The organism is Lysobacter sp. Hz25 (genome assembly GCF_046097045.1).
In the GTDB taxonomy this organism is placed as follows: domain Bacteria; phylum Pseudomonadota; class Gammaproteobacteria; order Xanthomonadales; family Xanthomonadaceae; genus Lysobacter; species Lysobacter antibioticus_B.
In genome coordinates, this window is the sequence record NZ_CP175666.1 from 406,785 (window position 1) to 428,005 (window position 21,221).

Genomic DNA, 21,221 nt, shown 5'->3' on the forward strand with positions numbered 1-21,221 from the left:
ACCCCTGGCCAGGGCCTTGGCTATGACTTCTGCTGCTGTTGCTGTTGCTGTTGCTGTGCGCAGCTTCGCACTAGCGAAGGCAATCGAAGACCCGGAGGGCGGCCCGCATGGATGCGGGCCGTATTTCATCGGGACAGGGATGTCCCGTATGAAAAATCCCTGCGGAAGCATCGCTCGTGCGGGCCTGTGATTCAAAACAAAAGCACTTTTCTTTGGTGACTTTCTTTTGTTGCTTTAGACAAAAGAAAGTTACCCGCCGCTTTAGTGGCGGAAGCTTTTGGCGTTTGATCTTGCTGATCGAGAAGCCACAAGCAACAGCAGAGCTTCCGTCCGCTAACGCGGCCGGGTTACTTTCTTTTGCTAAGCCCAAAAGAAAGGTAACCAAAGAAAAGGGCTCTCCTTGCAAGGGCACAGGCCACGAGTGCGATGCTGTCGCCGGGATTTTCCGATAAGACATCCTTGTCTTATCGGAAAACGGCGCACGTCCTGTGCGCCGCCCTCCGGGTCTCCACTTGACCGGTAAAGCCGCAAAGCAGATCAAAATCACGGCAACGGCAACGGCAACGGCAACGGCAACTCCACAGCCCCTTTTCAAAGGGGGCACAAGCGCGGCTCAGTACAAATCGATCGGATCGACGTCCAGCGACCAGCGCACCTTGCGCGCTTCCGGGCAGGCGTAGATCGCCGGCAGGGCGGCGTCGAGCGCGGCGTGCAGATGGCGCCGCTCCAGCGCGGTCAGGATCAGTTGCGCGCGCTGGTAACCGGCGCGGCGCGGCATCGGCGCCGGCAAGGGGCCGTTGATCTCCAGGGCGGGGCGCTGTCCCGGTGCGGGGCGCCGGCGCGGGTCGGCGAAGGCATCGATCTCGCGCCGTGCCTTGGCCAGGAAGGCATTGGCGACGTCGACCTCCTGCGCTTCGGCGCGCAGCAGGGCCATGTGCGCGAACGGCGGAAAATCGGCGGCTTCGCGTTGCGCGAGCTCGGTCTCGGCGAAGGCGGCATAGCCGCCGGTCAACAGGGTGTGCAGCAGCGGGTGCTCAGGGTGATGGGTCTGCAGCAGCACCTGCCCGAGTTTGTCGGCGCGGCCGGCGCGGCCGGCCACCTGGATCAATAGTTGGGCGAGTTTTTCCGGCGCGCGGAAGTCGGCGCTGAATAAGCCTTCGTCGATGCCGACCACCGCGACCAGGGTCAGGTTCGGCAAGTCGTGGCCCTTGGCGAGCATCTGCGTGCCGACCAGGATGCCGGGCGCGGTGCCGAATTCGGCCAAATGCTGTTCGAGCGCGTCGCGGCGCTGAGTGGTGCCGCGGTCGATGCGGCGCACCGGGTAATCGGGGAAGCGCGCGCTCAAGGACTCTTCGATGCGTTCGGTGCCGGCGCCCTGCGATTGCAGGGCCAGGCCGCCGCAGTCGGGGCAGGCGTTCGGTGCGGGCCGGCGGGTACCGCAGTGGTGGCATTGCAGGCGCCGGCCGCCGCCGTGCACGGTCATCGGCGTGCCCTTGAGCGGGGTGCTGCAACGCGGGCAGTGCGCGGTCCAGCCGCAGTCGTGGCATAGCAGCACCGGCGCATAGCCGCGCCGGTTCTTGAACACCAACACTTGGCCGCCGGCGTGGAGGGCCTGGGCGATGGCGTCGACCAATTCCGGCGACAGGCCGGCCTCGATGGGGCGCTTGCGCACGTCGACCACCCGCACCTGCGGCGCCTGCGCCTGGCCGGCGCGGCGTTGCAGGCGCAGATGGCCGTAGCGCCCGGCCTGGACGTTGCGCAGCGACTCCAGCGACGGGGTGGCGCTGCCGAGCAGGATCGGTATGTTCAAGGCCTTGGCCCGGACCAGGGCGAAGTCGCGGGCGTGGTAACGGATGCCGTCCTGCTGCTTGAAGCTGCCGTCGTGTTCCTCGTCGATCACGATCAGGCCCGGCTGCAGCAGCGGCAGGAACACCGCCGAACGGGTGCCGACCGCGACCCGCGCCTCGCCGCGCGCGAACCCGGCCCAGGTGCGGGCGCGTTCGCCGTCGGACAGGCCCGAGTGCAGGGCGTGGATCGGCACGCCGAGGCGGGCGCGGAAACGCGCCAGGGTCTGCGGGGTCAGGCCGATCTCAGGCACCAGCACCAGGGCCTGCTTGCCGCGCGCCAGACAGTCGGCGATCGCGTGCAGGTAGACCTCGGTCTTGCCGCTGCCGGTGACCCCGTCGAGCAGGAAGGGCACGAAGCCATCGGCGGCCAACACCGTGTCGACGGCGTCCTGCTGTTCCTCGTTGAGCGCCGGCCCCGGGCGCGGTGCCGGTGCGCGTGCGCTGGCCGGGACGGCGATGCGTTCGGCCAGCCCGCGCTTGGCCAAGGCCCGCGCGGCGCTGCGCCAGTCGTCCAGGGCCTCGTCGAGACGGTCTTCGTCCTGTGGGCCGTCCTGCAGCAGGTCGGCGAGGCGGCGCGGGCGGCCGGCGCGCAGGCCTTCGCGGGCGGTGAGGCCGGCCTCGGTCAGGCACCAGGCCCAGGCATGGGTGTCGGGCAGTGGTTCGCCATGGCGCAGCGGCCCGGGCAGGGCGGTCGCCAGGACCTCGCCGAGCGGGGCATGGGTGTAGCGGGCCAGCCAGCGCAGCGAGTCGAACAGCTCGCCGTGCAGCAGCGGGTCGGCATCGATCCGGCCCAGGGCGGTCTTGAGCGCGGCCGGGTCGGTCTCGTATTCGGGCGCGCCGACTTCGGCGACCACCCCGACCAACTCGCGGCGGCCGAACGGCACCCGCACCCGGTGGCCGACCGCGGCGTCGCCGTCGGTCTGGCTCGCAGGCGGCAGATAGTCGAACAGCCGCGGCAACGGCAGCGGCAGGGCGACGCGCCAGACGGTCGACGGCGGTGGAAACAGGGCCTCGGGCATGACACCAGTCTAGCGACCGGGAACGATCGACGGCAGCCGAAGGAGTTGCAGGCCATAGCTCGCTATTACGTGACAATAATCACGTAACTTGCGGTATACCAAGGGAAATCCCCCTTATCCACACGGGCTGTGGATAAATCTGTGCATGGCGGGTCGGCAGCGATGCGCGAGAGCGTTGAAATAAGCCCTCGGGTTAGGTTGGTGAAAAAAGTGCCAACGCGGTTATTTGTATATTTATCAGGGCCTTAGCCGTGAAACATGGCTGTCATGCGGTTCTCGCCGCCGGCAAACCGGGGCTTGATGACGTTTCCATTACTGCTGTGCACAACCACTTTTGATCGCAGGCCGCGTCCTGCTTCGCGCTGGCGCGCGTCGGCGCTTTGTCAAGCGGTTTTGCACGCCGCCAGCCTCGCTATGATGGAGCGTATGGTGAAGTCGTTCCGATGAGTTCCAGACCCCCGTCCCCCAGCTCTTCCGCCCCCCGGCAAAACGCTCCGGCAGCCCTCTCGGCCTTCCTTCGGGGCGTCGAACGGCGCGGCGCCGTGCTGGCCGAATTGCAGGCCGGCGATGCCGCCGCCGGCGACGCCGCGCTGGCTTCGGCGATGGCCGGTTTCCGCCAGGTCGCCGCCGATGCCTCGCTGAGCGACTGGCCGACCCGATTCTGGGCGCTGTTGCTGACCCAGCCCGGCCTGCGCCACCGCACCCCGGTCGCGATCGCGGTCGAGGCCACCGACCGCCTCGCCGATCTCGGCAGCGGCCCGCGTGCCGCGCTGTTGCTGCGCCTGGCCGCCGGGCTCGGCGAGGGCGAGGCCGCCGCGGTGCTCGGGGTCGCTCCGGCGACCTATCGCCTGGCGCTGCAACGCGCCCTGCCGCGCCACGCCGACGGCCGCGCCGACCCGCAGGCCTGGCAGCAACTGCGCGAGCAGGTGCACCGCCGCATCAAGACCTTGCCGGCCGAGCGCCTGGCCCATCTCGGCCAGGTCCGCGAGGCGGCCCTGCAGGGCGTGGCGGTGACCGCCAGCGCCGGCGCCCGTGCCGAGGCCGCGCCGCGCTCGCGTCCGCGCTGGCTGATGCCGCTGTTGTGGAGCCTGCTGGCGCTGTGCGTGTTGGCGTTCGCGGCGACCTTCTGGCCGTTCGGCGGGTTTGCCGGCGGCTGGCTCGGCGGCCCCGACGGGGTGCGGGTGAGTCCCTTGCCGGAGGCCGCCGCCCCGGCCGAGCGCTACAGCCACGAGGCCGGGCTGATCGCCCACCGCGATTTCGTCTTGCTCGCCGACCCCGACGGCCAGGCCGCCGCGGCCGAGGTCGACTTCCACAGCTGGCTCGCCGCGCGCGACGCCGGCACGATCCCGCTGCTGGCGCCGGCGCCGGCCGACGCGCCGGTGGCCGCCGACGCCCCGGCCGGCGCGCCCGCGCCGGGTTCGGAAACCAACGCCCCCGAAAGCGAAGGCCTGGAGAGCAGCGATGCGCCGCAGTGATTCCCCGCGCCGCTGGATATGCGGCCTGGCCCTGGCTGCCGTGGCGGCGCTGACCCCGGCCGTGGCCCTTCCGCCCGATCTCGGCGAGATCCTGCAGCGCCTGCCGCCGTCGGTACAGGCGCGCCTGCAGGAAAACGCCAAGCGCTGGGCCGGCTGGAGCCCGGATCAGCGCCGCGACTTCAACCATCGTGCGGCGCAATGGGATGCCCTGAGCGCGCAGCAACGCGGCGAGCGCCGCGAACGCTATTTGGCCTGGCAGGCCTTGAGCGCCGAGGAACGCGCCCAGGCCCAGGCCGCGGCGGCGCGCTACGCGGCCCTGCCGCCGGACCAGCAGCAGGCCTTGCGCGCGCAGTTCGACGCCATCGACCGCAGCGATCGCCGCGGTTGGTTGCTCGGGCCCGCGCTCGGCGTCGACTACCCGGCCTTGCAGCCCTTGCTGGCGCAGATGCCCGAAGCCCAGCACGGCGCCATGCGCGAAGCCTTGCGCGCGATGACGCCGATGCAGCGCAAGGACCTGGCGGTGCTGGTCCAGCGCACGCCGCCGCACGACCGCCAGCGCCTGCGCAGCGGGCTGCTGGCGACTCCGGCGCCGAACCGCGGCGCCTGGCTCAGCGAAGAATTGCAACGCTGAGCGTTGTGACGGCGGTGGCGGCGGCAAGCCTTGTTACATCCGTCGCCGCCGCGGCCTGCTAGCGTCGGCACGACCCTCCGCCAGGCTTGTGCGCATGATCGTCGAGTACATCCGCTACACCCTCGAACCCGACGCCTGCGCGGCCTTCGAGCGTGATTACGCGCGCGCCGCTCTCGTGCTGGACGCCTCCAGGCATTGCCTGGCCTACGAGCTTTCGCGTTGCGTCGACGAACCGCATCGCTACCTGTTGCGGATCGAGTGGGACAGCGCCGAGGGCCATCTGCAGGGCTTCCGCGGCAGTCCGGAGTTCCGCGAGTTCCTCGCCGCGATCCGCGGCTACATCGGCGCGATCGAGGAGATGCGGCATTACGCGCCGACCGCGGTGGTCGGGGCGAAGACGGCAACGGCTTGAGCGTCGCGCCGTCGTCGCCGCAACATCACGGTAACCGCGCAAGCTGCCCGCAAGTCAGCGCGGCAGCGTCCGCAGCACCCGGCGCGAGGCGTTGAAGCGGCCGCCGAAGCGCGCCATGCCGTCGGCGCGCAGCCGCGGCGCATGTTCGCGCAGGTAGTCCTCGAGCGCCGCCTGGTCGCGCAGGCGGTACTGCACGCACACACCGACGCGGCCGTCCGGCGCCGAGGGTTCCAGGGTTTCGTGCAAGTCGGCGCCGAGAAAGCCCGGCAGGGCGCAGATCTCGGCGATGTGCGCGCGCAGCCACTGTAGATACTCGTCGGCGATGTCGCCGTCGAGGTCGAGCGTGACCTCGTAGACCACCTCGCCGGCGGAATGCGCGCTCACATCCGCACCACGGCGGCCACCGCCAGGATCATCGCGGCGAAGGTCAGCAGGAAGAAATACAACGTACCGATCACGCTGTAGCGCAGCAGGGTCACCAGCCAACCGTTGCCGTACACGCGCTTTTGCATGATCAGCAGATAGATCGGCATCCACGCCCACAGCAGGCCGATGCCCCAGCCGCCGATCCAGACGAAGCCCGGCCAGTGCGGGGTGATCGCGCCGCCGAGCAGCATCAACACGAACATCGCCAGGATCGACAGGCACAGGTAGACGTGGCTGTAGAGCGCGACCGCCAGGTGTTCGAGATAGCCGCGTCCCGAGCCGAGGTAGGCGATCTTCAGCAACAGCGCGAACAGCGGCACCATCAGGAACAGGGCGGTCGGCACCGCGCTGATCAGCGTGTGCACATAGCGCCAGGGCTCCTTGCGCAGGCGCTTGATGTTGGCTTCGCCGCGGCCGACCTGTTTGTTGAGCCAGTCGTTGGCGGCCTTCGGCCACCAGCTCACGATCAGCGGATTGGTCTGCGCGTTCCAGGCCTTGCCGTTGAACGACAGCGGGTCGCCGATGTCTTCGCAATCGGTCTCGCCGTAGCGCTCCGGGTCGGACTTGCGCGCGACCGGCCCTTCGCTGGCCAGCGCATGCAGTTGTTGCAACTGCGCGGCGCGGCAGCCGGCTTCGGCGTTGACCTGGCGGATCTTGTTGGCCTGCTCGATCGCAGCGGTGGATTTCGGCGCCAGCTTGGCCAGTCCGGCCTGCAGCGGCGCGATGCGCTCGTCGCGCACGCGTTCGACCTCGGCCAGGGTCTTGGCCGCTTCGAGGGTGCCGGTCTTGGGCACGAACGCGTCGCGCACGCCGGCCGCTTTCTGCTCGGCGACCTGCTGCGCGTCGAGGCCCTGGTCGATGCGTAGTTTCTCGATGCGCTTGTCGGCCTGGCGGTTGATCGTGTTGATCGAGGTGTCGATGGCGTTGCGCGCCTCGGCCGGCACCGCCTGGCTGGCCGCCTGCAGTTCCTTGACCGTGCGCGCGCGCAGCGCTTCGACCTCGACGATGCTGTCGGCGTTCTTGATCTGCTTCTTGCTGTTGCCCAGGCGCACCGTGGTGTTCTGCATGGTGTGCACGTCGAAGCCCTGGGCGCCTTCGTCGATGTGGATCGCGAACTGGGCGACGAAAAAGGTCAGCACCGAGACGATCACGAACAACCGCAGCGGCGCGACATAGCGCACGCGGTGGCCGCCGATGTAGTTGCGGGCCACCCGGCCGGGAGACAGCAGATCGCGCAAAGTGCGGAAAATGCGCCCGTCCAGGTGCCAGAACGACTCGAACACCTCTTCCAGAGCGTGGCCGGCGTGGCGGATCGGATTGACCACCGATTGGCTGCAGACATGGCAGTAATGCCCCTGCAACAAGGTCTGGCAGTTCTCGCAATGAGTCAGGTCGCCATGGCCGCCGGCGGCCGAAGATGAAGAGTCGGTCATCTGGAATCGATCAGGCTCCCCGGCCTTCACTTTCGAGCGGGTAAGATAGCCGTCCGCCGCGACCCGGCGCCAGCGCCCTAGACCGGATGCGCGGCCGCAGTCGTGCTGTTGGTCCTCTCCCATGTCTGCGTCATCCCCTTCCATCTCCCGCGCCGGTCTGGCCGGGGAGATCCGCACTACCGTCGTCCTGGCCGCGCCGCTCGTCGCCGGCCATGTGTCCACCGGCCTGATCGGCTTCGTCGACAACACCCTCGCCGGCCACCACAGCACCACCACCCTGGCCTCGGTCACCATCGGCACCGCCTTGTGGTGGCTGCCGATGATGGTGCCGATCGGCACCCTGCTGTCGGTGCCGCCCTCGGTATCGCAGCTCGAAGGCGCCGGCCGCCGCGGCGAAATCGGCGGCTTGTTCCGCCAGGCATTGTGGATGGCGGTGCTGCTGAGCGTGTTTTTGTTTGCGTTCCTGACCTTGATCCCGCACGCGCTGGCGGCGATGGGGATCGCGGCGGAGATCATTCCCGGCGCGCGCGACTTCCTGCACGGCATCCGCTGGGGCGTGCCGGCGCTGACCCTGTTCTTCTGCATGCGTTATCTCAGCGAGGGCCTGCACTGGACTCTGCCGACGATGCTGCTCAGCGCCGGCGGCCTGTTGATCCTGCTGCCGCTGGGCTACGTGCTGACCTTCGGCAAGTTCGGTCTGCCGGAAATGGGCGCGGGCGGGCTCGGCATCGCCTCGGCGGCGATGCTGTGGGTGCAGGCGATCGGCTTCTTCCTGGTGCTGCGCAAGGCCAGGCGCTTCGCCGACCTGCGCCTGTTCGAGCGCTTCGACCCGCCGCATTGGCCGACCATCCGCGGCCTGCTCGCGACCGGCCTGCCGATCGGCGTGACGGTGCTGATGGAAGGCAGTCTGTTCATCGTTACCGCCCTGTTGATCGGCCGCCTCGGCGAAGTGCCGGCGTCGGCGCACCAGATCGCGATCAACCTGTCGGCGCTGTGCTTCATGGTGCCGATGGGCCTGGCCGAGGCGACCACGGTGCGGGTCGGTCATTCCCTGGGCCGGCGCGACTACCACGGCGTGCGCAATGCCGCCTTCGCCGGTTATGCGATCGTGGTCGGCACCCAGTTGCTCTCGGGCGTCCTGCTTTTGACCGCCAACGATCTGCTGGTGAGCTTCTACACCGCCGACGCCGCGGTCGCGACTCTGGCCGCCTCGCTGCTGCTGTACGCCGCCGCGTTCCAGTTCCCCGACGGCATCCAGGTGTTGTCGGCCGGCGCGTTGCGCGGGCTCAAGGACACCCGCAGGCCGATGATCCTGGCCGCGCTGGCCTATTGGGGCGTCGGCATGCCGGTCGGCGCCGGCCTCGGCCTGGGCCTGGGTTGGGGCCCGAAGGGCATGTGGATCGGCCTGATCGCCGGCCTGACCGTGGCCTCGGTGCTGCTGTGCACGCGCTTCATGCGCTCCAGCGAGCCCGAGCGCCTGGCCCGGCGCATGGCCGAGGAGTCGCCGCACGAGGTCGATCCGCGCGAGACCGGTTGCACCCGCGAAGCCTGAACGACGGCTGCGCTGAAAGCCTAATACCGCTTGAAAATCTGCGTTACGAATGGCGGATGAAACCCGGCGCCGCGCCGGGTTAGTCTGCACCTGTACACATGGAGCCTGTGCAATGAACGATACCGCCCCGCGTCGCGGCCCCTTGGCCCGTTTCTTCGTCGGCGCCTGGGACACGATGAACTTCACCCGCCGGTTGATCTTCAACCTGGTGTTCTTCGGTTTCCTGTTCTTCTTTCTGCTGGCCGTGGTCTTCGGCGGTCGCGCACAGCCTCTGCTGGATCGCACCACCCTGGTGATCGCGCCGGAAGGCGCGCTGGTCGAGCAATACAGCAGCGACCCGGCCTCGCGCGCGCTCGGCCGCATCTTCGGCGACAAGAACGAGGAAGTGCAGCTGCGCGACCTGTTGCGCGCGCTGGACGCGGCCAAGGACGACAAGCGCATCGAGCGCGTCGTGCTGCGCCTGGACAAGCTGCAGACCTCGGGCATGGCCTCGATGCGCGAGCTGTCCGAAGCGGTCGCGCGCCTGAAGGCGAGCAAGAAGGAAGTCATCGCCTTCTCCGAGAGCATGGACCAGAAGCAGTACCTGATCGCGGCGCAGGCCAACGAGGTCTTCCTCGACCCGATGGGCGGGCTGCTGATCGAAGGCCTCGGCCGCTATCGCCAGTACTACCGCGAAGGCCTGCAGGACAAGCTCGGCGTCGACGTGCATCTGTTCCGCGTCGGCGAGTTCAAGTCGGCCGCCGAACCCTACATCCTCGACGCCGCCTCGGAAGAGTCCAAGACCGCCGACCTGTTCTGGATGAACGACCTGTGGTCGCGCTACCTCGGCGACGTCGCCAAGGCGCGCAAGCTCGATCCGGCCCAGCTCGCCGCCGGCATCGACGAATTGCCGCAGCGCCTGGCCGCGGTCAAGGGCGACCTGGGCAAGTACGCGGTGCAGCAGAAGCTGGTCGACGGCCTGAAGACGCGCGAGGAAGTCGACACCCTGCTGACCAAGCGCGGCGTCGCCGACGAAGACGCCGACGGCGGCTTCCGTCAGATTTCGTTCGAGGCCTATGTCGCCGGCCTCGACCGCGTGGTCAATCCGGCCGATACCCGTCCGCAGGTCGCCATCGTCGTCGCCGAAGGCGAGATCTCCGGCGGCGAGCAGCCGCCGGGCACGATCGGCGGCGTCTCCACCGCGGCCCTGCTGCGCGAGGCGCGCGACGACGATCACGTCAAGGCGTTGGTGCTGCGGGTGGATTCGCCCGGCGGCGAAGTGTTCGCTTCCGAGCAGATCCGCCGCGAGATCGTCGCCCTCAAGGCCGCCGGCAAGCCGGTGGTGGTGTCGATGGGCGACCTGGCCGCTTCCGGCGGTTACTGGATCTCGATGAACGCCGACAAGATCTACGCCGATCCCTCGACCATCACCGGTTCGATCGGCATCTTCGGCATGATCCCGACCGTGCCGCGCGCGCTGGAGAAGATCGGCGTGCACACCGACGGCGTCGGCACCACCCGCCTGGCCGGCGCTTTCGACATCACCCGTCCGCTGTCGCCGGAAGTCGGCGCGGTGATCCAGAACGTCATCGACAAGGGCTATGCCGATTTCACCGGTCGCGTCGCCACGGCGCGCAAGCGCCCGGTCGCCGACATCGATGCGGTCGCGCGCGGCCGCGTCTGGAGCGGCGCACAAGCCAAGGAGCGCGGTCTGGTCGACGCCCTCGGCGGTCTGCCCGAAGCGATCGCCGACGTCGCCGCCCGCGCCAAGCTCGGCAAGGTCGAGGACTACCGCGTGCGTTACGTCGAGAAGATGCCGACCCCGTTCGAGCGTTTCTTCGCCGGCTTCGCCCAGAGCCGCGCCGGTGCTGCGTTGCTCGGCCAGTCCGATTTCGCCCGTGGTCTGCTGAGCGAGGCGATGCCGCAGGCGGCCGCCGACCTGCGCTTCCTGCAAAGCTCGGTCAAGCCGACCAGCGGCGTGCCGATCAAGGCGCTGGCCTACTGCTTCTGCGAGCTCTGAGCCGGGTTCGCCCCGCTCGCCGAGTCAACCAAACGGGCCGCATCGCGGCCCGTTTTTTTTTGCGCCCCGCGCCGGCTCAGCCGCCGGCGGCTTCGATCGCCGCGCGCTGCTGCTGCGCGGCTTCGTCGACCGCGGCCTCGGTCGACTTCGCCCGTTCGATCGGTTGCTGGATCGCATCGCGCAGCTGCGTCGCCTGCGGTTCGACCGGACGCTCCTTGTCCGGCGGTTGCGGCTTGGAGCAGGCCGCCAACGCACACAGCAGCGCGGCGGTCGCCAGGGATGAGGCTATCGGTACGATCCGGTGAGGCGTCATGGTGGCGTCCTGGGTCGGCGAACGCCGTTATGCTACGCCCGTCGCGCAGCTCGCGCGTCGATCCGAGACTTGGCTGGAGGACGGCATGGACCCGAAACGTTGGCGATTGGACGGACAGCTCGCGCTGGTGACCGGCGGCAGCGCCGGGATCGGCCGCGCGATCGCCCGCGAACTGCTCGGTTTCGGCGCCGACGTACTGCTGGCGGCGCGCGATGCCGCGGCGCTGGAATCGGCGCGGGCCGAGCTGCTGGAGGACTTTCCCGAGCGCGAGGTGCAAGGCTTCGTCGCCGACGTCGCCGACGACGAACAGCGCCGCGAGCTGCTCGACTGGGTCGAGGATTTCGGCGAAGGCCTGCACATCCTGGTCAACAACGCCGGCGGCAACCGCAGCAAGCCGACCAACGACTACACCGAGGACGAGTGGCGGCAGATCTTCGAGATCAATCTGTTCTCGGCCTTCGAGCTGTCGCGCTATGCGCACGCCCTGCTGACCCGCCACGCCTCGTCGAGCATCGTCAACATCGGCAGCGTGTCGGGCAACATGCATGTGCGCACCGGCGCGCCCTACGGCATGAGCAAGGCGGCGATGCACCAGATGACCCGCAACCTCGCGGTCGAATGGGCAGAGGACGGTATCCGCGTCAACGCGGTCGCGCCGTGGTACATCCGCACCCGCCGCACCTCCGACAAGCTCGCCGACCCGGATTATCTCGACGAGGTGCTGCTGCGCACGCCGCTGGGCCGGATCGGCGAAGCCGAGGAAGTGGCCGCCGCGGTCGCCTTCCTGTGCCTGCCGGCGGCGGGCTACATCACCGGCGAATGCATCGCGGTGGACGGCGGCTTCCAGCGTTACGGTTTCTGAATCCGGCGGCGCCGGTCGCGCCGAAAGATGCGGCCGGTCGAGCCTGCCCGCGCCCCGTTGCTGGGCGCGGTTTGGCAGTTGCGCACGAGCGGCGGGCGTATACTCCGGCCATGCGCGTTTCGCTGACCATCGTCGCCGCCGACGGGGCCGAACTCCCGGCCGGCAGCCCCGTGCGGGTGCAATTGCGCGACACCACGTTCGAAGACGCGCCGGCGCGCACCCTGCAGGAATGGCAGGCGGTCGTGCCCGAGCACGCCAAGGCCGTGCCGCTGAGCATCGAGATCGACGCCGGCGCCGACGAAGCCACCTTCTGGGTCCACGTCGATCGCGACGGCGACCGCCGCGTCACCGTCGGCGACTACATCACCACCCGCGCCTATCCGCTGCGCACCGCCTCCGCCGAGATGACCCTGGTCGTCAGCCGCATCGACTGAGCCCCGGCCAGCCATTCGGCCACCGCGCGCCCGATCGGCTGCCCGGTGCGTTGTTCGATGAAGAGGAATTCGCCGGCGGTGTTGATCTCGAAGAAGTAGTACTCGCCCTGAGGGGTGAGGCGCAGGTCGATCGCGCCGTACTCCAGGCCCAGCCGTTGCATCAGCGCCAGCAGCCGTTGCCGCAGCGGCAACGGCAGCGCGTGCTCGCGCACCGTCGCCGCGCCGAGGTTGGGACGGAAATCGATCGAACCGGGCACCGGGTCGAGCTTGATCTCGGCCGGGAACAAACGCCCGCCGACCGCGGTGACGCGGATGTCGGCCGCGGCCGGCACGAACTCCTGGAAGATCACCGGCGCCAGCCTGACCGTGTCCAGGTGGGCGAGGTCGTCCTCGCCGAGCAGGCGCGTCTCGCGCCATACCGCATGGGTGCACGAGAAAGTCTTGTGCACGGTCGCGCCGGGCCCCAGCGCGTGCACGAACTCACGCACGCGCTGCGGATCGGAACTGATCAGGGTGCGCGGCACCTTGAAGCCGAGTTCGGCGGCGATGCGCAACTGCGCGGCCTTGCGCGAGGCGGCATCGTCGCGGCCGGGGTCGTTCATCCAGCGCGCGTCGCCGAGCAGACGCCACAGGCCGTTGAGCGCCTCGTTCCATTCGTTGGCGGTGAACAGGTGCGCCTGCGCATCGGTGACCGAAGACAGGTCGGGCGCCTGCGGCCGGCGCCACCACACCGAGCCCACCTCGTCGAGCGCATGGCGTTCGCCGCCGGCGCGCGCATAGTCGATGCGCGGACGCGCGCCGTCGGCGTAATCGATCGAGAGCGTGGCGCGATCCGGAAACTCGGCCAGATCGAACAGCAGTGCCGGTCGTTCCATCGCCTGCAGATGGTCGAGCACGCAACGGGCATGGGCATCGGCTTGGTGCGAAATCAGCAGGATCACGGCACGCTCTCCCGGTCAGCCGTTGCCGCCGCCGGCGCCGGACTGGGCCAGTTGGGCGAGTACCGCGGCGGTTTCGTCGTATTGCGACTGCAGCGCGGCCCGGGCCATGTCGGCGCGGGCGAGTTCCTCGGCGAGCTGCTGCAACTGGGCATCGAGCGCGGCCACGGTGTCGGCATTCTCGTCGCCGACGTCGCCGGCCGAGGTCGCCATCGCGAACGGCAAGGCACCGCGCGCGGCCGGATTGACCAACAGCGGCGGACGTCCCGGCAGGGTCAGGTTCTCGGCGATGGTCGGTCCCGGATCGTAGATGCCTTCCTTGCGCGTGTCGGTGACCTGTTCCTTGATCGTGTCGGTGATGATGTCCTTGCGGATTTCCTTGAGGGTGTCGCTGAGCTTGTCGCGCACCGCTTCCTTGATGCGTTCCTTGAGCGTGTCGGTGGGCGATTCCTTGATCGTGGTCAGCGGGCAGAACGAATTGACCGCGGCGATGTCGCCGGCCGACAGGCTGCTGCGCTGGCCGATCACCGTGCCCGGCGGCACCGCGCCGATCGGCACGATGGTGTCCTTGCCGTTGGACGAGAACGCGTTGCGCGGGTAATGCATGATCGAACCGTAGTCGTAGCTGCCGATGTCGTCGCCGTCGCTGATGTGCTGGTTGAAGTTGTGCTCGTAGCCGGCGGTGATGTTGGCCCACTGGATGCTCACGAACGAATCGCGATCCTCGCGGCTCTGCTCGTGCCACAGGCCGACGACGTGGCCGATCTCGTGGATGGTGTTGCCGAGGCTGCAACTGCTGGCGAGGTTGACGAACTGCTGGCCGCCGCGCCGGCCCACCTGGGCCGAACAGCCGCTGCCGGGACGGAAGGTCACGTAGTCGGCTTCGGTGGTGCGCAGGATGAAGCGGAAGCGCGTCTTGGCTTCCCAATGCGCGATCGCATCGGTGACGCGGGCCGTATTGGGCAACGCCGGGTCGATGGTGTAGGGGATCCTGCAGCCGGGCCAGCGGAACTGCGAGCCGCTGATCGCCACGGCCATCGCCACGCCCGAGGTGGATTCGGAGCGCAGCATGTCCGAGATGCGTTCGACCTCCTCGACCGTGCCGAGCACGATGTCGCCTTCGAACATCGCCATGCCGTCGATTTCGACGTACTGCACGGCCTTCGCGCGGAAGGTCTCGCCGCGGATCAATGCGGTGCGCACGGTGCCGCCGCCGCGGAATTCGCCTTGTTTGGCCGGCTTGGCTTTATCGCCGGCGGTGCCTTTCCTGGTTGCCATCTGCCGTCTCCTGTCGCCGTCGCGGTGACGCGGGCGCGGGCCCGTGCCGGCGAAGGCGCAGGACGCCGCGTGTCCGTCGCCGCGGCGGCGGGCTTCGGGCCGTGGGTGGCGCGCGATGGCGCGCCGATGCCTCGGCGATTGCTGATGTGGACTAGCGGCATGCGTGCGGCGGCCAGGGCCTGGCCGCGGCGGGCGATCGCGTACGGCGTTTGCGCCGAAGGGCTGCGTCGACGCGTGGCTGCGCTCGGCGCGCTCGGCGTGTCGATGGCCGAGCGCGCGAACGAGTTCGCATGTCCGTTCGAGTGGGATGCCGGCCCGTGCTTGGCGTCGTCCACCGTGGTCCAGCGCGTCGTGTCCCTCGACGAGGCGGGGCCGTCCTCGCTGCGGCGGCTCCAGCTATAGGAACGCGCCTGCGGTGCGCGGCCGGACAGATCCGATCGCGTTTATGTGCGCTGTGTCGGCGATCGGGCGATGCGGGTGCAGCTCGGCCGGTGCGGCTCAGCGGCCGCAGGTGCTCTCGGTGACGATGCGCTGGATGCGCGCGACTTCGGCGGCGGAGGCGTCGCGGCTGTCGCTGCGACCGAAACGCAAAGCCGATTCGGCTTCGCGCAGGCGCTGCTTCCAGTTTTCGCACAGCGCTTCGTCGGGCAGGCGCTGGCATTGGTCGTCGACCATCTGGCAGGCCACGCCGGCGCCGGAGGCGGTGGTGCCCAGGCCGGTGGTCTGCAGCGCCGCGCAACGCTGCGGCGGACGGCCGTCGTCGCTGAGGTAGCGGCCGTTGTCGTAGGTGCGGCACTCGAACAGCACCGGCGGCGGCAGGCGGTCGCCGTCGGCGATGGTGGATTTGGGTGCGGCCGGCTTGGCCGCCGGCGGCCGGCTTACCGAAGGCAGTTGCGAGGACACCGGCGGGTGCGGCGGCGGGGCGTTGGCCGGTGCGATCGGCGGCACCGGCGAGGTGATGAACAACGGCGGCGCCGCGCTCGACGGCGCCGAATCGATCACGCGCTTGTCCTGCGTGCTGCCTTTCGGGCACGGCGTGTTGTTCTGCACGGTCAACTGGCCGAGGGCGTCGGTGCAGCGGTAGATCACCACCTTGCCGGGCTGGGCGGAAACGCCGGCGCAGGCCAGCAGCAGGACGGGCAAGCACCACCACACACGCATCAGTAAGCTCCGCAATCGGCGTTCAGGCGCGCATCGATGCCGCGCTGTTCTTGGGTGATTTGGGCGCGCTCGCTCTGCAGCGCGCTGTTGTAGCGGCGGTCGCCTTCGTAGCGGCGGTCGCGCAGACGGCTGCAGACTTCCTGCTGCGGCAGTTGCTGGCATTCGTCGCGCACCAGCTGGCTGCCGTAGTAGACGCCGTAACCGTAATCGTAGCCGCCGGAATAATACCCGCCGGAACGGGCGGTGCCGGTGTAGGCGACGTTGCCGTGGCGGCCGGCGATGGCGATGCGCGCGCTCGGATCGCCCAGGCGCGGGGTCGGCGCACCGATGCGGCCGCCGAGCGAGGTGCGGTTGTTATAGATCGGCACGCCATAGCCCAGATCGACGATCGGCATCATGCGCGGATTGCCGTCGCCGTTGTTGCTGGTGTAGCTGCTGCCGTCCGGGCGGATGCATTCGTACATCGGCTGCGGCGTGTGCACGATCAAGCGCTGAGGCCGGCGTTCGGAGGCGACCGGCGCCGGCGCGGCGACCGCGGTGTCGAGCGGGCGCGGCGGCGGGTCGACGGGCCGCATCATGGTCATCGTCTGCTGACGCTGGCCGCCGGTGCACGGCGTATCGCGCAGGCTGATGTGGCCGCGCTCGTCGGTGCAGCGGTAGATCAATACCTCGGCGGCATGGGCGCTGCCAGCCAGCGCGCCGCCGCACAGCCAGGCGGCGAGCACGCTGGACAAGAGCGCGGCCGGTACGAGGCGGAGGCGGCGGGCACGGGACATGCGCGCATCTTGCGCTTCCGATGCGTTAGGGGAAAGTCGAATCCGCGGCCGGACCGGTGCGCGCTGAGTACCCGATGGCGGGGCGTTCGGTAGCGGAGCGGGACGTGGCCGGGGCACGGGCCGGTGCCAGTTCAGCCGTGCCCGGTCAGCTGCGCATGTTCAGCCCCGCACGACCTCGCCGCTGAGCGCCACCCGGATCGCGGTCGGCGCGGCCAGGCCGCCGGTCTCGCCCTCGCAGAGGCCGTCGCTGAGGGCGAGCAGGGCCGGGTCGAGTTCGCCGCGGCGGAACGCTGGCGGATGGCCGGCGAGGTTGGCGCTGGTCGAGACCAGGGCGTGGCCGAAGGCCTCGCACAGCGCGCGCGCCTGCGGGTGCGCGGTCACCCGCACCGCGACGCTGCGATGGGCGCCGCTGATCCACGACGGCAGCGTTGCGGTCGCCGGCACCGCCCAGGTATGCGGCCCCGGCCAGCTGGCGAGCACGGCCTCGCGGCGCGGCGCCGGCAGGGCGTCCCAGTCGACCCAGGCATCGAGCTGGGCGATCGACGCGGCGATCAGGATCACGCCTTTGTCGACCGGCCGCCGCTTGATCGTCAGCAGGCGAAGCACCGCGGCTTCGTCGCGCGGATCGCAGCCGATCCCCCAGACCGCTTCGGTCGGATACACGACGACGCCGCCACGAGCGAGCGCGGCGGCGGCATCGGCGATGGACAGGGCTGGGGCGGGCATGACGGCTCCGGGCGGTCGCAGCCGCGAGTGTCGCATGCACGTGCGAGGCCGCTCCAGAGAGCGGCCTCGCAGCCGGCCGGGCCGGTCAAGCCACTACAACCGCAAAGCTTCCGTCCGCTCGAGCGGACGGATCAGTGGCCGTGATGGGCGTGTTCGTCGGCGTAGGGCTGGGCCGACTCGGGCAGGCGCACGTCGAAGGCGTAGGAGCGATTGCCGGTCAGCCAGACGTGGTTGCCGGCGCTGCCGGACTTGGCCTGGATCAGCTCGGCGCCGCGCTTCTCGCCGATGCGGGCGAAACGCGAACGCGCGTTGACCTCGTCGCCGACCCGGCGCGGCCAGTCGATCACCGAGGTTTCGCCGGCGCGCAGCACGGTCTCGACCTTCTCGGCGTCGGAGCCGTCGGCGTTGAACACGCGCAAGGTGACCGTGGTGCCGACCGGATAGTCGTTGGCGACGTTGAGGTTGCCGGCATCGCGCCAGGCCGAGTTGCGCTCGGCCAGCGAGTTGCTGAAGTTGACGTCCATGCAGGTGTAGAAGGCTTCGGTCGAGTCCGAGCGCTGCCAGGTGTTGTAGATCACGTGGCGGCCGCTGCGGTTCGGCAGGGTGCAGGTGATGTGGTAGTTGTTGCCGCTCGACAGCGGCACCTTCGCGCTCTTGCAGAACTGCTGCATGCTGCTCCACTGCAGCGCGGTGCTCGGGTTCCAGCCCTGCGGCGTGACATAGAACGTCCATTCCTTGGTCGCGTGCGGCGCGGTCGCATAGAAGGTGAAGGTGTGGCTGGCGCCGGAACGCAGCGTGGTGGCCTGCCAGTCGCTGCGCAGCACGTCGAGGCCGCGGAAGGTCGGGTTGCCGCCGCTGCACAGCTTGCCGTTGGGTACCACCGCCTGGTGGTTGCTGTTGGCGTTGGCCTGGTTGATGCCGTTCCAGTCGTAGAACAGCTGCGGTCCGGCGACCGCCCAGGCGGCGCGGCAGGCCGGGTCGGCCGGGTTCTCTTTATTGCCGAGATAGCACTTGTAGATCCGGCTTTGCGGATTGACGAAGGTGCCGTGCGCCCAGACGGCGGACACGGGCAACAGCGCTGCGCACAAGGCGGCGCCGGATACGAGGAGAGAGGTGCGGGCAATGCGGTTCATGGCGACTCCTGTCGTCGGGATAGGTGAAAGACACCCCCCAACAACTTCGGTCGTCCATCGATCAGCGCGATTTCGATCGCGTCTTGAATGCGCACGATCCTAGACGGCGCTTCGGCGCGAATCTGTGCGTGCGGTCGCCATGCGAGGAGACGCCGGCGCATGGAACGGCGGCGGAAAGCCCGAAAGCGGGCTTTCCGTCACGCCGTGCGGCCGCCTCAGGCGACCGCTTTCTTCACGACTTTCTTGGCCGCCTTCTTGGTCGCGGTTTTCTTGGCGACCTTCTTGACGGCTTTCTTCGCCGCTTTCTTGGCCGGCGCTTTCTTGGTCGCGGCCTTCTTCACGGCTTTCTCGGCCGGCGCCTTGTCGGCGACCGCTTTCTTGGCCGCGGCGGTCTTCTTGGCCGCCTTCTTGGCCGGTTCCTTCTTCGCCGCGCCCTTCTTGCCGAAGCGGCCGCGCATCGGCTTGCCGGTTTCTTCCATCAGCTTGACCACTTCCTCCAGGGTCAGCGAGGCCGGCTCGCGATCCTTCGGGATGCGGCCGTTGAGCTTGCCGTCGCTGATGTAGGGGCCGAAGCGGCCGTTGAGGACCTGGATGTCGCTGCCCTCGAACTCCTTGATGATGCGGTTGCGGGCGATCTCTTCCTTCTCTTCGATCAGGAACACCGCGCGCGCCAGGTCGATCGTGTAGGGGTCGTCTTCCTTCTTCAGCGAGGCGTACACGCTGCCGCGCTTGGCGAAGGGGCCGAAGCGGCCGACGCCGACGCTGACTTCCTCGTCCTTGTCCAGGCCGAGCTTGCGCGGCAGCTTGAACAGTTCGAGCGATTCCTCCAGCGAGATCGTGTGCATGCTCTGGCCGGGACGCAGGGACGCGAAGGTCGGCTTGTCCTCGTCCTCGGCGGTGCCGATCTGGGCGTACGGCCCGTAGCGGCCCAGGCGCACGCTGACCGGTTTGCCGCTCTTGGGGTCGGTGCCGAGTTCGCGCGCGCCGGTGGCTTCGCTGCGGTCGACCGATTCCTTCTTCTCTTCGACCAGTTGCTTGAACGGCCCCCAGAAGCGTTCCATCAACGGCACCCACTCTTCCTCGCCGCGCGACACCGCGTCGAGCTCGTCCTCGAGCTTGGCGGTGAAGTCGTAGTCGACGTAGCGGGTGAAGTGGCCGGACAGGAACTTCGACACCGCGCGGCCCACGTCGGTCGGACGGAAGCGGCGGCTGTCGAGTTCGACGTACTTGCGGAACAGCAGAGTCTGGATGATCGAAGCGTAGGTCGAGGGACGGCCGATGCCGTATTCCTCGAGCGTCTTGACCAGCGAGGCTTCCGAGAAGCGCGGCGGCGGCTCGGTGAAGTGCTGGTCGGCGTGGATGCGGTCGAGCGGAATGCGGTCGCCGGTCTTCATCAACGGCAGCTTGCGGCCTTCGTCCTCGTCCTCGGCGGCCTTGGCGTCCTTGCCTTCCTCGTACACGGCGAGGAAGCCCGGGTCGATCACGGTCGTGCCCGAGGCGCGGAAGCTGTGCTCGGAGCCGGCGGCGAGATCGACGCTGACCGTGTTGAGCGTGGCCGGCACCATCTGCGAGGCGACGGCGCGCTTCCAGATCAGTTCGTACAGGCGGCGGCCGTCGTCGTCGAGGAAGCGCGAGACCTGCGACGGCGTGCGCAGCGCCGAGGTCGGGCGGATCGCTTCGTGCGCTTCCTGCGCGTTCTTGGACTTGGTCTGGTAGGTGTTCGGCTTGTCCGGCAGGGCCTTGGTGCCGAAGTCGCGGGCGATCACGTCGCGGATTTCGGCGACGGCTTCCTGCGACAGGCTGACCGAGTCGGTACGCATGTAGCTGATCAGGCCGACCGTGCCCTCGTCGCCGAGCGCCATGCCCTCGTACAGCTTCTGCGCCACGCGCATGGTGCGCGAGGTGGTGAAGCCGAGCTTGCGCGAGGCTTCCTGCTGCAGGGTCGAGGTGGTGAACGGCGCGGCCGGGCGGCGCTTGCGTTCCTTGCTGGTGACGTCGGTGACGTGCAGGGCGCCGTTGGCGGCCGCGACGATCCGCTTACGCGCGCTTTCGGCGGTTTCGCCATCGGTGATGGTGAACTGCTCGAACTTCTTGCCGTCGAATTTATTGAGCTTGGCGGTGAACGACTGCTGCGGATGCGCGCACTCGGCCTCGATGCTCCAGTACTCGCGGGCGACGAAGGCTTCGATCTCTTCCTCGCGCTCGACGATCATGCGCAGCGCCGGCGATTGCACGCGGCCGGCCGACAGGCCGCGCTGGACCTTGCGCCACAGCACCGGCGAGAGGTTGAAGCCGACCAGGTAGTCGAGCGCGCGACGCGCCTGCTGCGCATCGACCAGGTCGCTGGCGATGGCGCGCGGGTGGCTCATCGCCTCCTTGATCGCGCGCGGAGTGATTTCGGTGAACACCACGCGCTGCAGCGGCTTGCCTTCGAGCAGGCCGCGCTCGCGCAGGATCTCGCCGATGTGCCAGCTGATCGCCTCGCCCTCGCGATCCGGGTCGGTCGCCAGGAACAGGTTGTCGGCGCTCTTGGCGGCCTTGGCGATCGCGTCTACGTGTTTCTCGTTCTTCTCGATGACGGCGTAGTCCATCGCGAAGTGGTTGTCGGGATCGACCGCGCCCTCTTTGGGCACCAGGTCGCGGACATGGCCGTAGGAGGCCAGGACGGTGAAGTCCTTGCCGAGGTACTTGTTGATCGTCTTGGCCTTGGCGGGCGACTCGACGATGAGGAGGTTCTTGGCCATGGGTACTCCGCAGGCCCGGTGCGGGCGCTGCACGGCAGCGGTGCCTCGTGAGGCAGGGGTTA

At 68.9% G+C, this 21,221-nt stretch carries 19 protein-coding genes; 8 read left to right on the forward strand and 11 right to left on the reverse strand.

Annotation, left to right across the window (positions count from 1 at the left end):
• Nucleotides 1-613: 613 nt before the first annotated feature.
• Complete coding sequence (locus ACKN61_RS01640) at nucleotides 614-2,866, reverse strand: primosomal protein N' (protein ID WP_408952006.1); 2,253 nt, start codon at nucleotides 2,864-2,866, stop codon at nucleotides 614-616.
• A 542-nt stretch (nucleotides 2,867-3,408) separates the two neighbouring features.
• On the opposite strand from ACKN61_RS01640, the gene ACKN61_RS01645 reads away from it, so the two are divergent.
• From ACKN61_RS01645 to ACKN61_RS01655, 3 genes are all read left to right on the forward strand, one after another.
• Nucleotides 3,409-4,341, forward strand: a complete 933-nt coding sequence (locus tag ACKN61_RS01645; RefSeq protein ID WP_408952007.1) for a hypothetical protein — start codon at nucleotides 3,409-3,411, stop codon at nucleotides 4,339-4,341.
• On the forward strand, nucleotides 4,328-4,972 hold the full coding sequence (locus ACKN61_RS01650; protein ID WP_408952008.1) for a DUF3106 domain-containing protein: 645 nt from the start codon (nucleotides 4,328-4,330) through the stop codon (nucleotides 4,970-4,972). The genes ACKN61_RS01645 and ACKN61_RS01650 overlap by 14 nt, the downstream gene beginning before the upstream one ends.
• Before the next feature lie 94 nt (nucleotides 4,973-5,066).
• Nucleotides 5,067-5,384 carry an antibiotic biosynthesis monooxygenase family protein gene (locus ACKN61_RS01655; RefSeq protein ID WP_408952009.1) on the forward strand — a complete coding sequence of 106 codons (318 nt, stop codon included), beginning with the start codon at nucleotides 5,067-5,069 and terminating at the stop codon, nucleotides 5,382-5,384.
• Between the two features lie 54 nt (nucleotides 5,385-5,438).
• Here the strand turns inward: ACKN61_RS01655 and ACKN61_RS01660 are convergent, their stop codons facing one another.
• Nucleotides 5,439-5,768 (reverse strand): DUF4286 family protein, encoded by a 330-nt coding sequence (locus ACKN61_RS01660; RefSeq protein ID WP_408952010.1) that lies wholly within the window; start codon nucleotides 5,766-5,768, stop codon nucleotides 5,439-5,441.
• Nucleotides 5,765-7,243 (reverse strand): DUF3667 domain-containing protein, encoded by a 1,479-nt coding sequence (locus tag ACKN61_RS01665; protein WP_408952011.1) that lies wholly within the window; start codon nucleotides 7,241-7,243, stop codon nucleotides 5,765-5,767. Before ACKN61_RS01665 ends, ACKN61_RS01660 begins: the two co-directional genes overlap by 4 nt.
• A 121-nt stretch (nucleotides 7,244-7,364) precedes the next feature.
• Between ACKN61_RS01665 and ACKN61_RS01670 the strand changes: the two genes are divergently transcribed.
• Together ACKN61_RS01670 and sppA are read left to right on the forward strand one after the other, a co-directional pair.
• Nucleotides 7,365-8,795: an MATE family efflux transporter gene (locus tag ACKN61_RS01670; protein ID WP_408952012.1), complete on the forward strand. Its 1,431-nt coding sequence runs from the start codon at nucleotides 7,365-7,367 to the stop codon at nucleotides 8,793-8,795.
• Between the two features lie 112 nt (nucleotides 8,796-8,907).
• Nucleotides 8,908-10,794, forward strand: a complete 1,887-nt coding sequence (gene sppA, locus ACKN61_RS01675) for a signal peptide peptidase SppA (protein ID WP_408952013.1) — start codon at nucleotides 8,908-8,910, stop codon at nucleotides 10,792-10,794.
• Between the two features lie 76 nt (nucleotides 10,795-10,870).
• On the opposite strand, the gene ACKN61_RS01680 is transcribed toward sppA, so the two are convergent.
• Nucleotides 10,871-11,107 (reverse strand): hypothetical protein, encoded by a 237-nt coding sequence (locus ACKN61_RS01680; RefSeq protein ID WP_223621310.1) that lies wholly within the window; start codon nucleotides 11,105-11,107, stop codon nucleotides 10,871-10,873.
• Between the two features lie 85 nt (nucleotides 11,108-11,192).
• Here ACKN61_RS01680 and ACKN61_RS01685 point away from each other — a divergent pair, with 85 nt between their 5' ends.
• Both ACKN61_RS01685 and ACKN61_RS01690 read left to right on the forward strand, forming a co-directional pair.
• Nucleotides 11,193-11,969, forward strand: coding sequence for an SDR family oxidoreductase (locus ACKN61_RS01685; protein WP_408952014.1), 777 nt, complete (start codon nucleotides 11,193-11,195; stop codon nucleotides 11,967-11,969).
• Between the two features lie 110 nt (nucleotides 11,970-12,079).
• Nucleotides 12,080-12,403: a YbaY family lipoprotein gene (locus ACKN61_RS01690; protein ID WP_408952015.1), complete on the forward strand. Its 324-nt coding sequence runs from the start codon at nucleotides 12,080-12,082 to the stop codon at nucleotides 12,401-12,403.
• Here ACKN61_RS01690 and ACKN61_RS01695 read toward each other — a convergent pair.
• Together ACKN61_RS01695 and legP are read right to left on the reverse strand one after the other, a co-directional pair.
• On the reverse strand, nucleotides 12,346-13,344 hold the full coding sequence (locus tag ACKN61_RS01695; RefSeq protein WP_408952016.1) for an MvdC/MvdD family ATP grasp protein: 999 nt from the start codon (nucleotides 13,342-13,344) through the stop codon (nucleotides 12,346-12,348). The genes ACKN61_RS01690 and ACKN61_RS01695 overlap by 58 nt on opposite strands.
• 15 nt (nucleotides 13,345-13,359) lie before the next feature.
• Nucleotides 13,360-14,619 carry a Dot/Icm T4SS effector Zinc-dependent metalloprotease LegP gene (gene legP / locus ACKN61_RS01700; protein ID WP_408952017.1) on the reverse strand — a complete coding sequence of 420 codons (1,260 nt, stop codon included), beginning with the start codon at nucleotides 14,617-14,619 and terminating at the stop codon, nucleotides 13,360-13,362.
• A gap of 69 nt (nucleotides 14,620-14,688) precedes the next feature.
• Between legP and ACKN61_RS01705 the strand changes: the two genes are divergently transcribed.
• Nucleotides 14,689-15,021, forward strand: coding sequence for a hypothetical protein (locus ACKN61_RS01705; RefSeq protein ID WP_408952018.1), 333 nt, complete (start codon nucleotides 14,689-14,691; stop codon nucleotides 15,019-15,021).
• Between the two features lie 96 nt (nucleotides 15,022-15,117).
• Here ACKN61_RS01705 and ACKN61_RS01710 read toward each other — a convergent pair whose 3' ends face one another.
• The 5 genes from ACKN61_RS01710 to ACKN61_RS01730 form a co-directional block, all read right to left on the reverse strand.
• A complete protein-coding gene (locus tag ACKN61_RS01710; RefSeq protein WP_082638792.1) occupies nucleotides 15,118-15,780 on the reverse strand; it encodes a DUF4124 domain-containing protein in 663 nt (220 codons plus the stop codon).
• The gene (locus ACKN61_RS01715) at nucleotides 15,780-16,556 is read right to left on the reverse strand and encodes a DUF4124 domain-containing protein (RefSeq protein WP_408952019.1); all 777 of its coding nucleotides are present in this window, start codon (nucleotides 16,554-16,556) and stop codon (nucleotides 15,780-15,782) included. The genes ACKN61_RS01710 and ACKN61_RS01715 overlap by 1 nt, the downstream gene beginning before the upstream one ends.
• A gap of 159 nt (nucleotides 16,557-16,715) precedes the next feature.
• A complete protein-coding gene (locus tag ACKN61_RS01720; RefSeq protein ID WP_408952020.1) occupies nucleotides 16,716-17,282 on the reverse strand; it encodes a Sua5/YciO/YrdC/YwlC family protein in 567 nt (188 codons plus the stop codon).
• Between the two features lie 131 nt (nucleotides 17,283-17,413).
• Nucleotides 17,414-18,415 carry a lytic polysaccharide monooxygenase gene (locus tag ACKN61_RS01725; RefSeq protein ID WP_408952021.1) on the reverse strand — a complete coding sequence of 334 codons (1,002 nt, stop codon included), beginning with the start codon at nucleotides 18,413-18,415 and terminating at the stop codon, nucleotides 17,414-17,416.
• Nucleotides 18,416-18,630: 215 nt separating this feature from the next.
• Nucleotides 18,631-21,159 carry a DNA topoisomerase I gene (locus ACKN61_RS01730; RefSeq protein ID WP_408952022.1) on the reverse strand — a complete coding sequence of 843 codons (2,529 nt, stop codon included), beginning with the start codon at nucleotides 21,157-21,159 and terminating at the stop codon, nucleotides 18,631-18,633.
• Nucleotides 21,160-21,221: the final 62 nt, after the last annotated feature.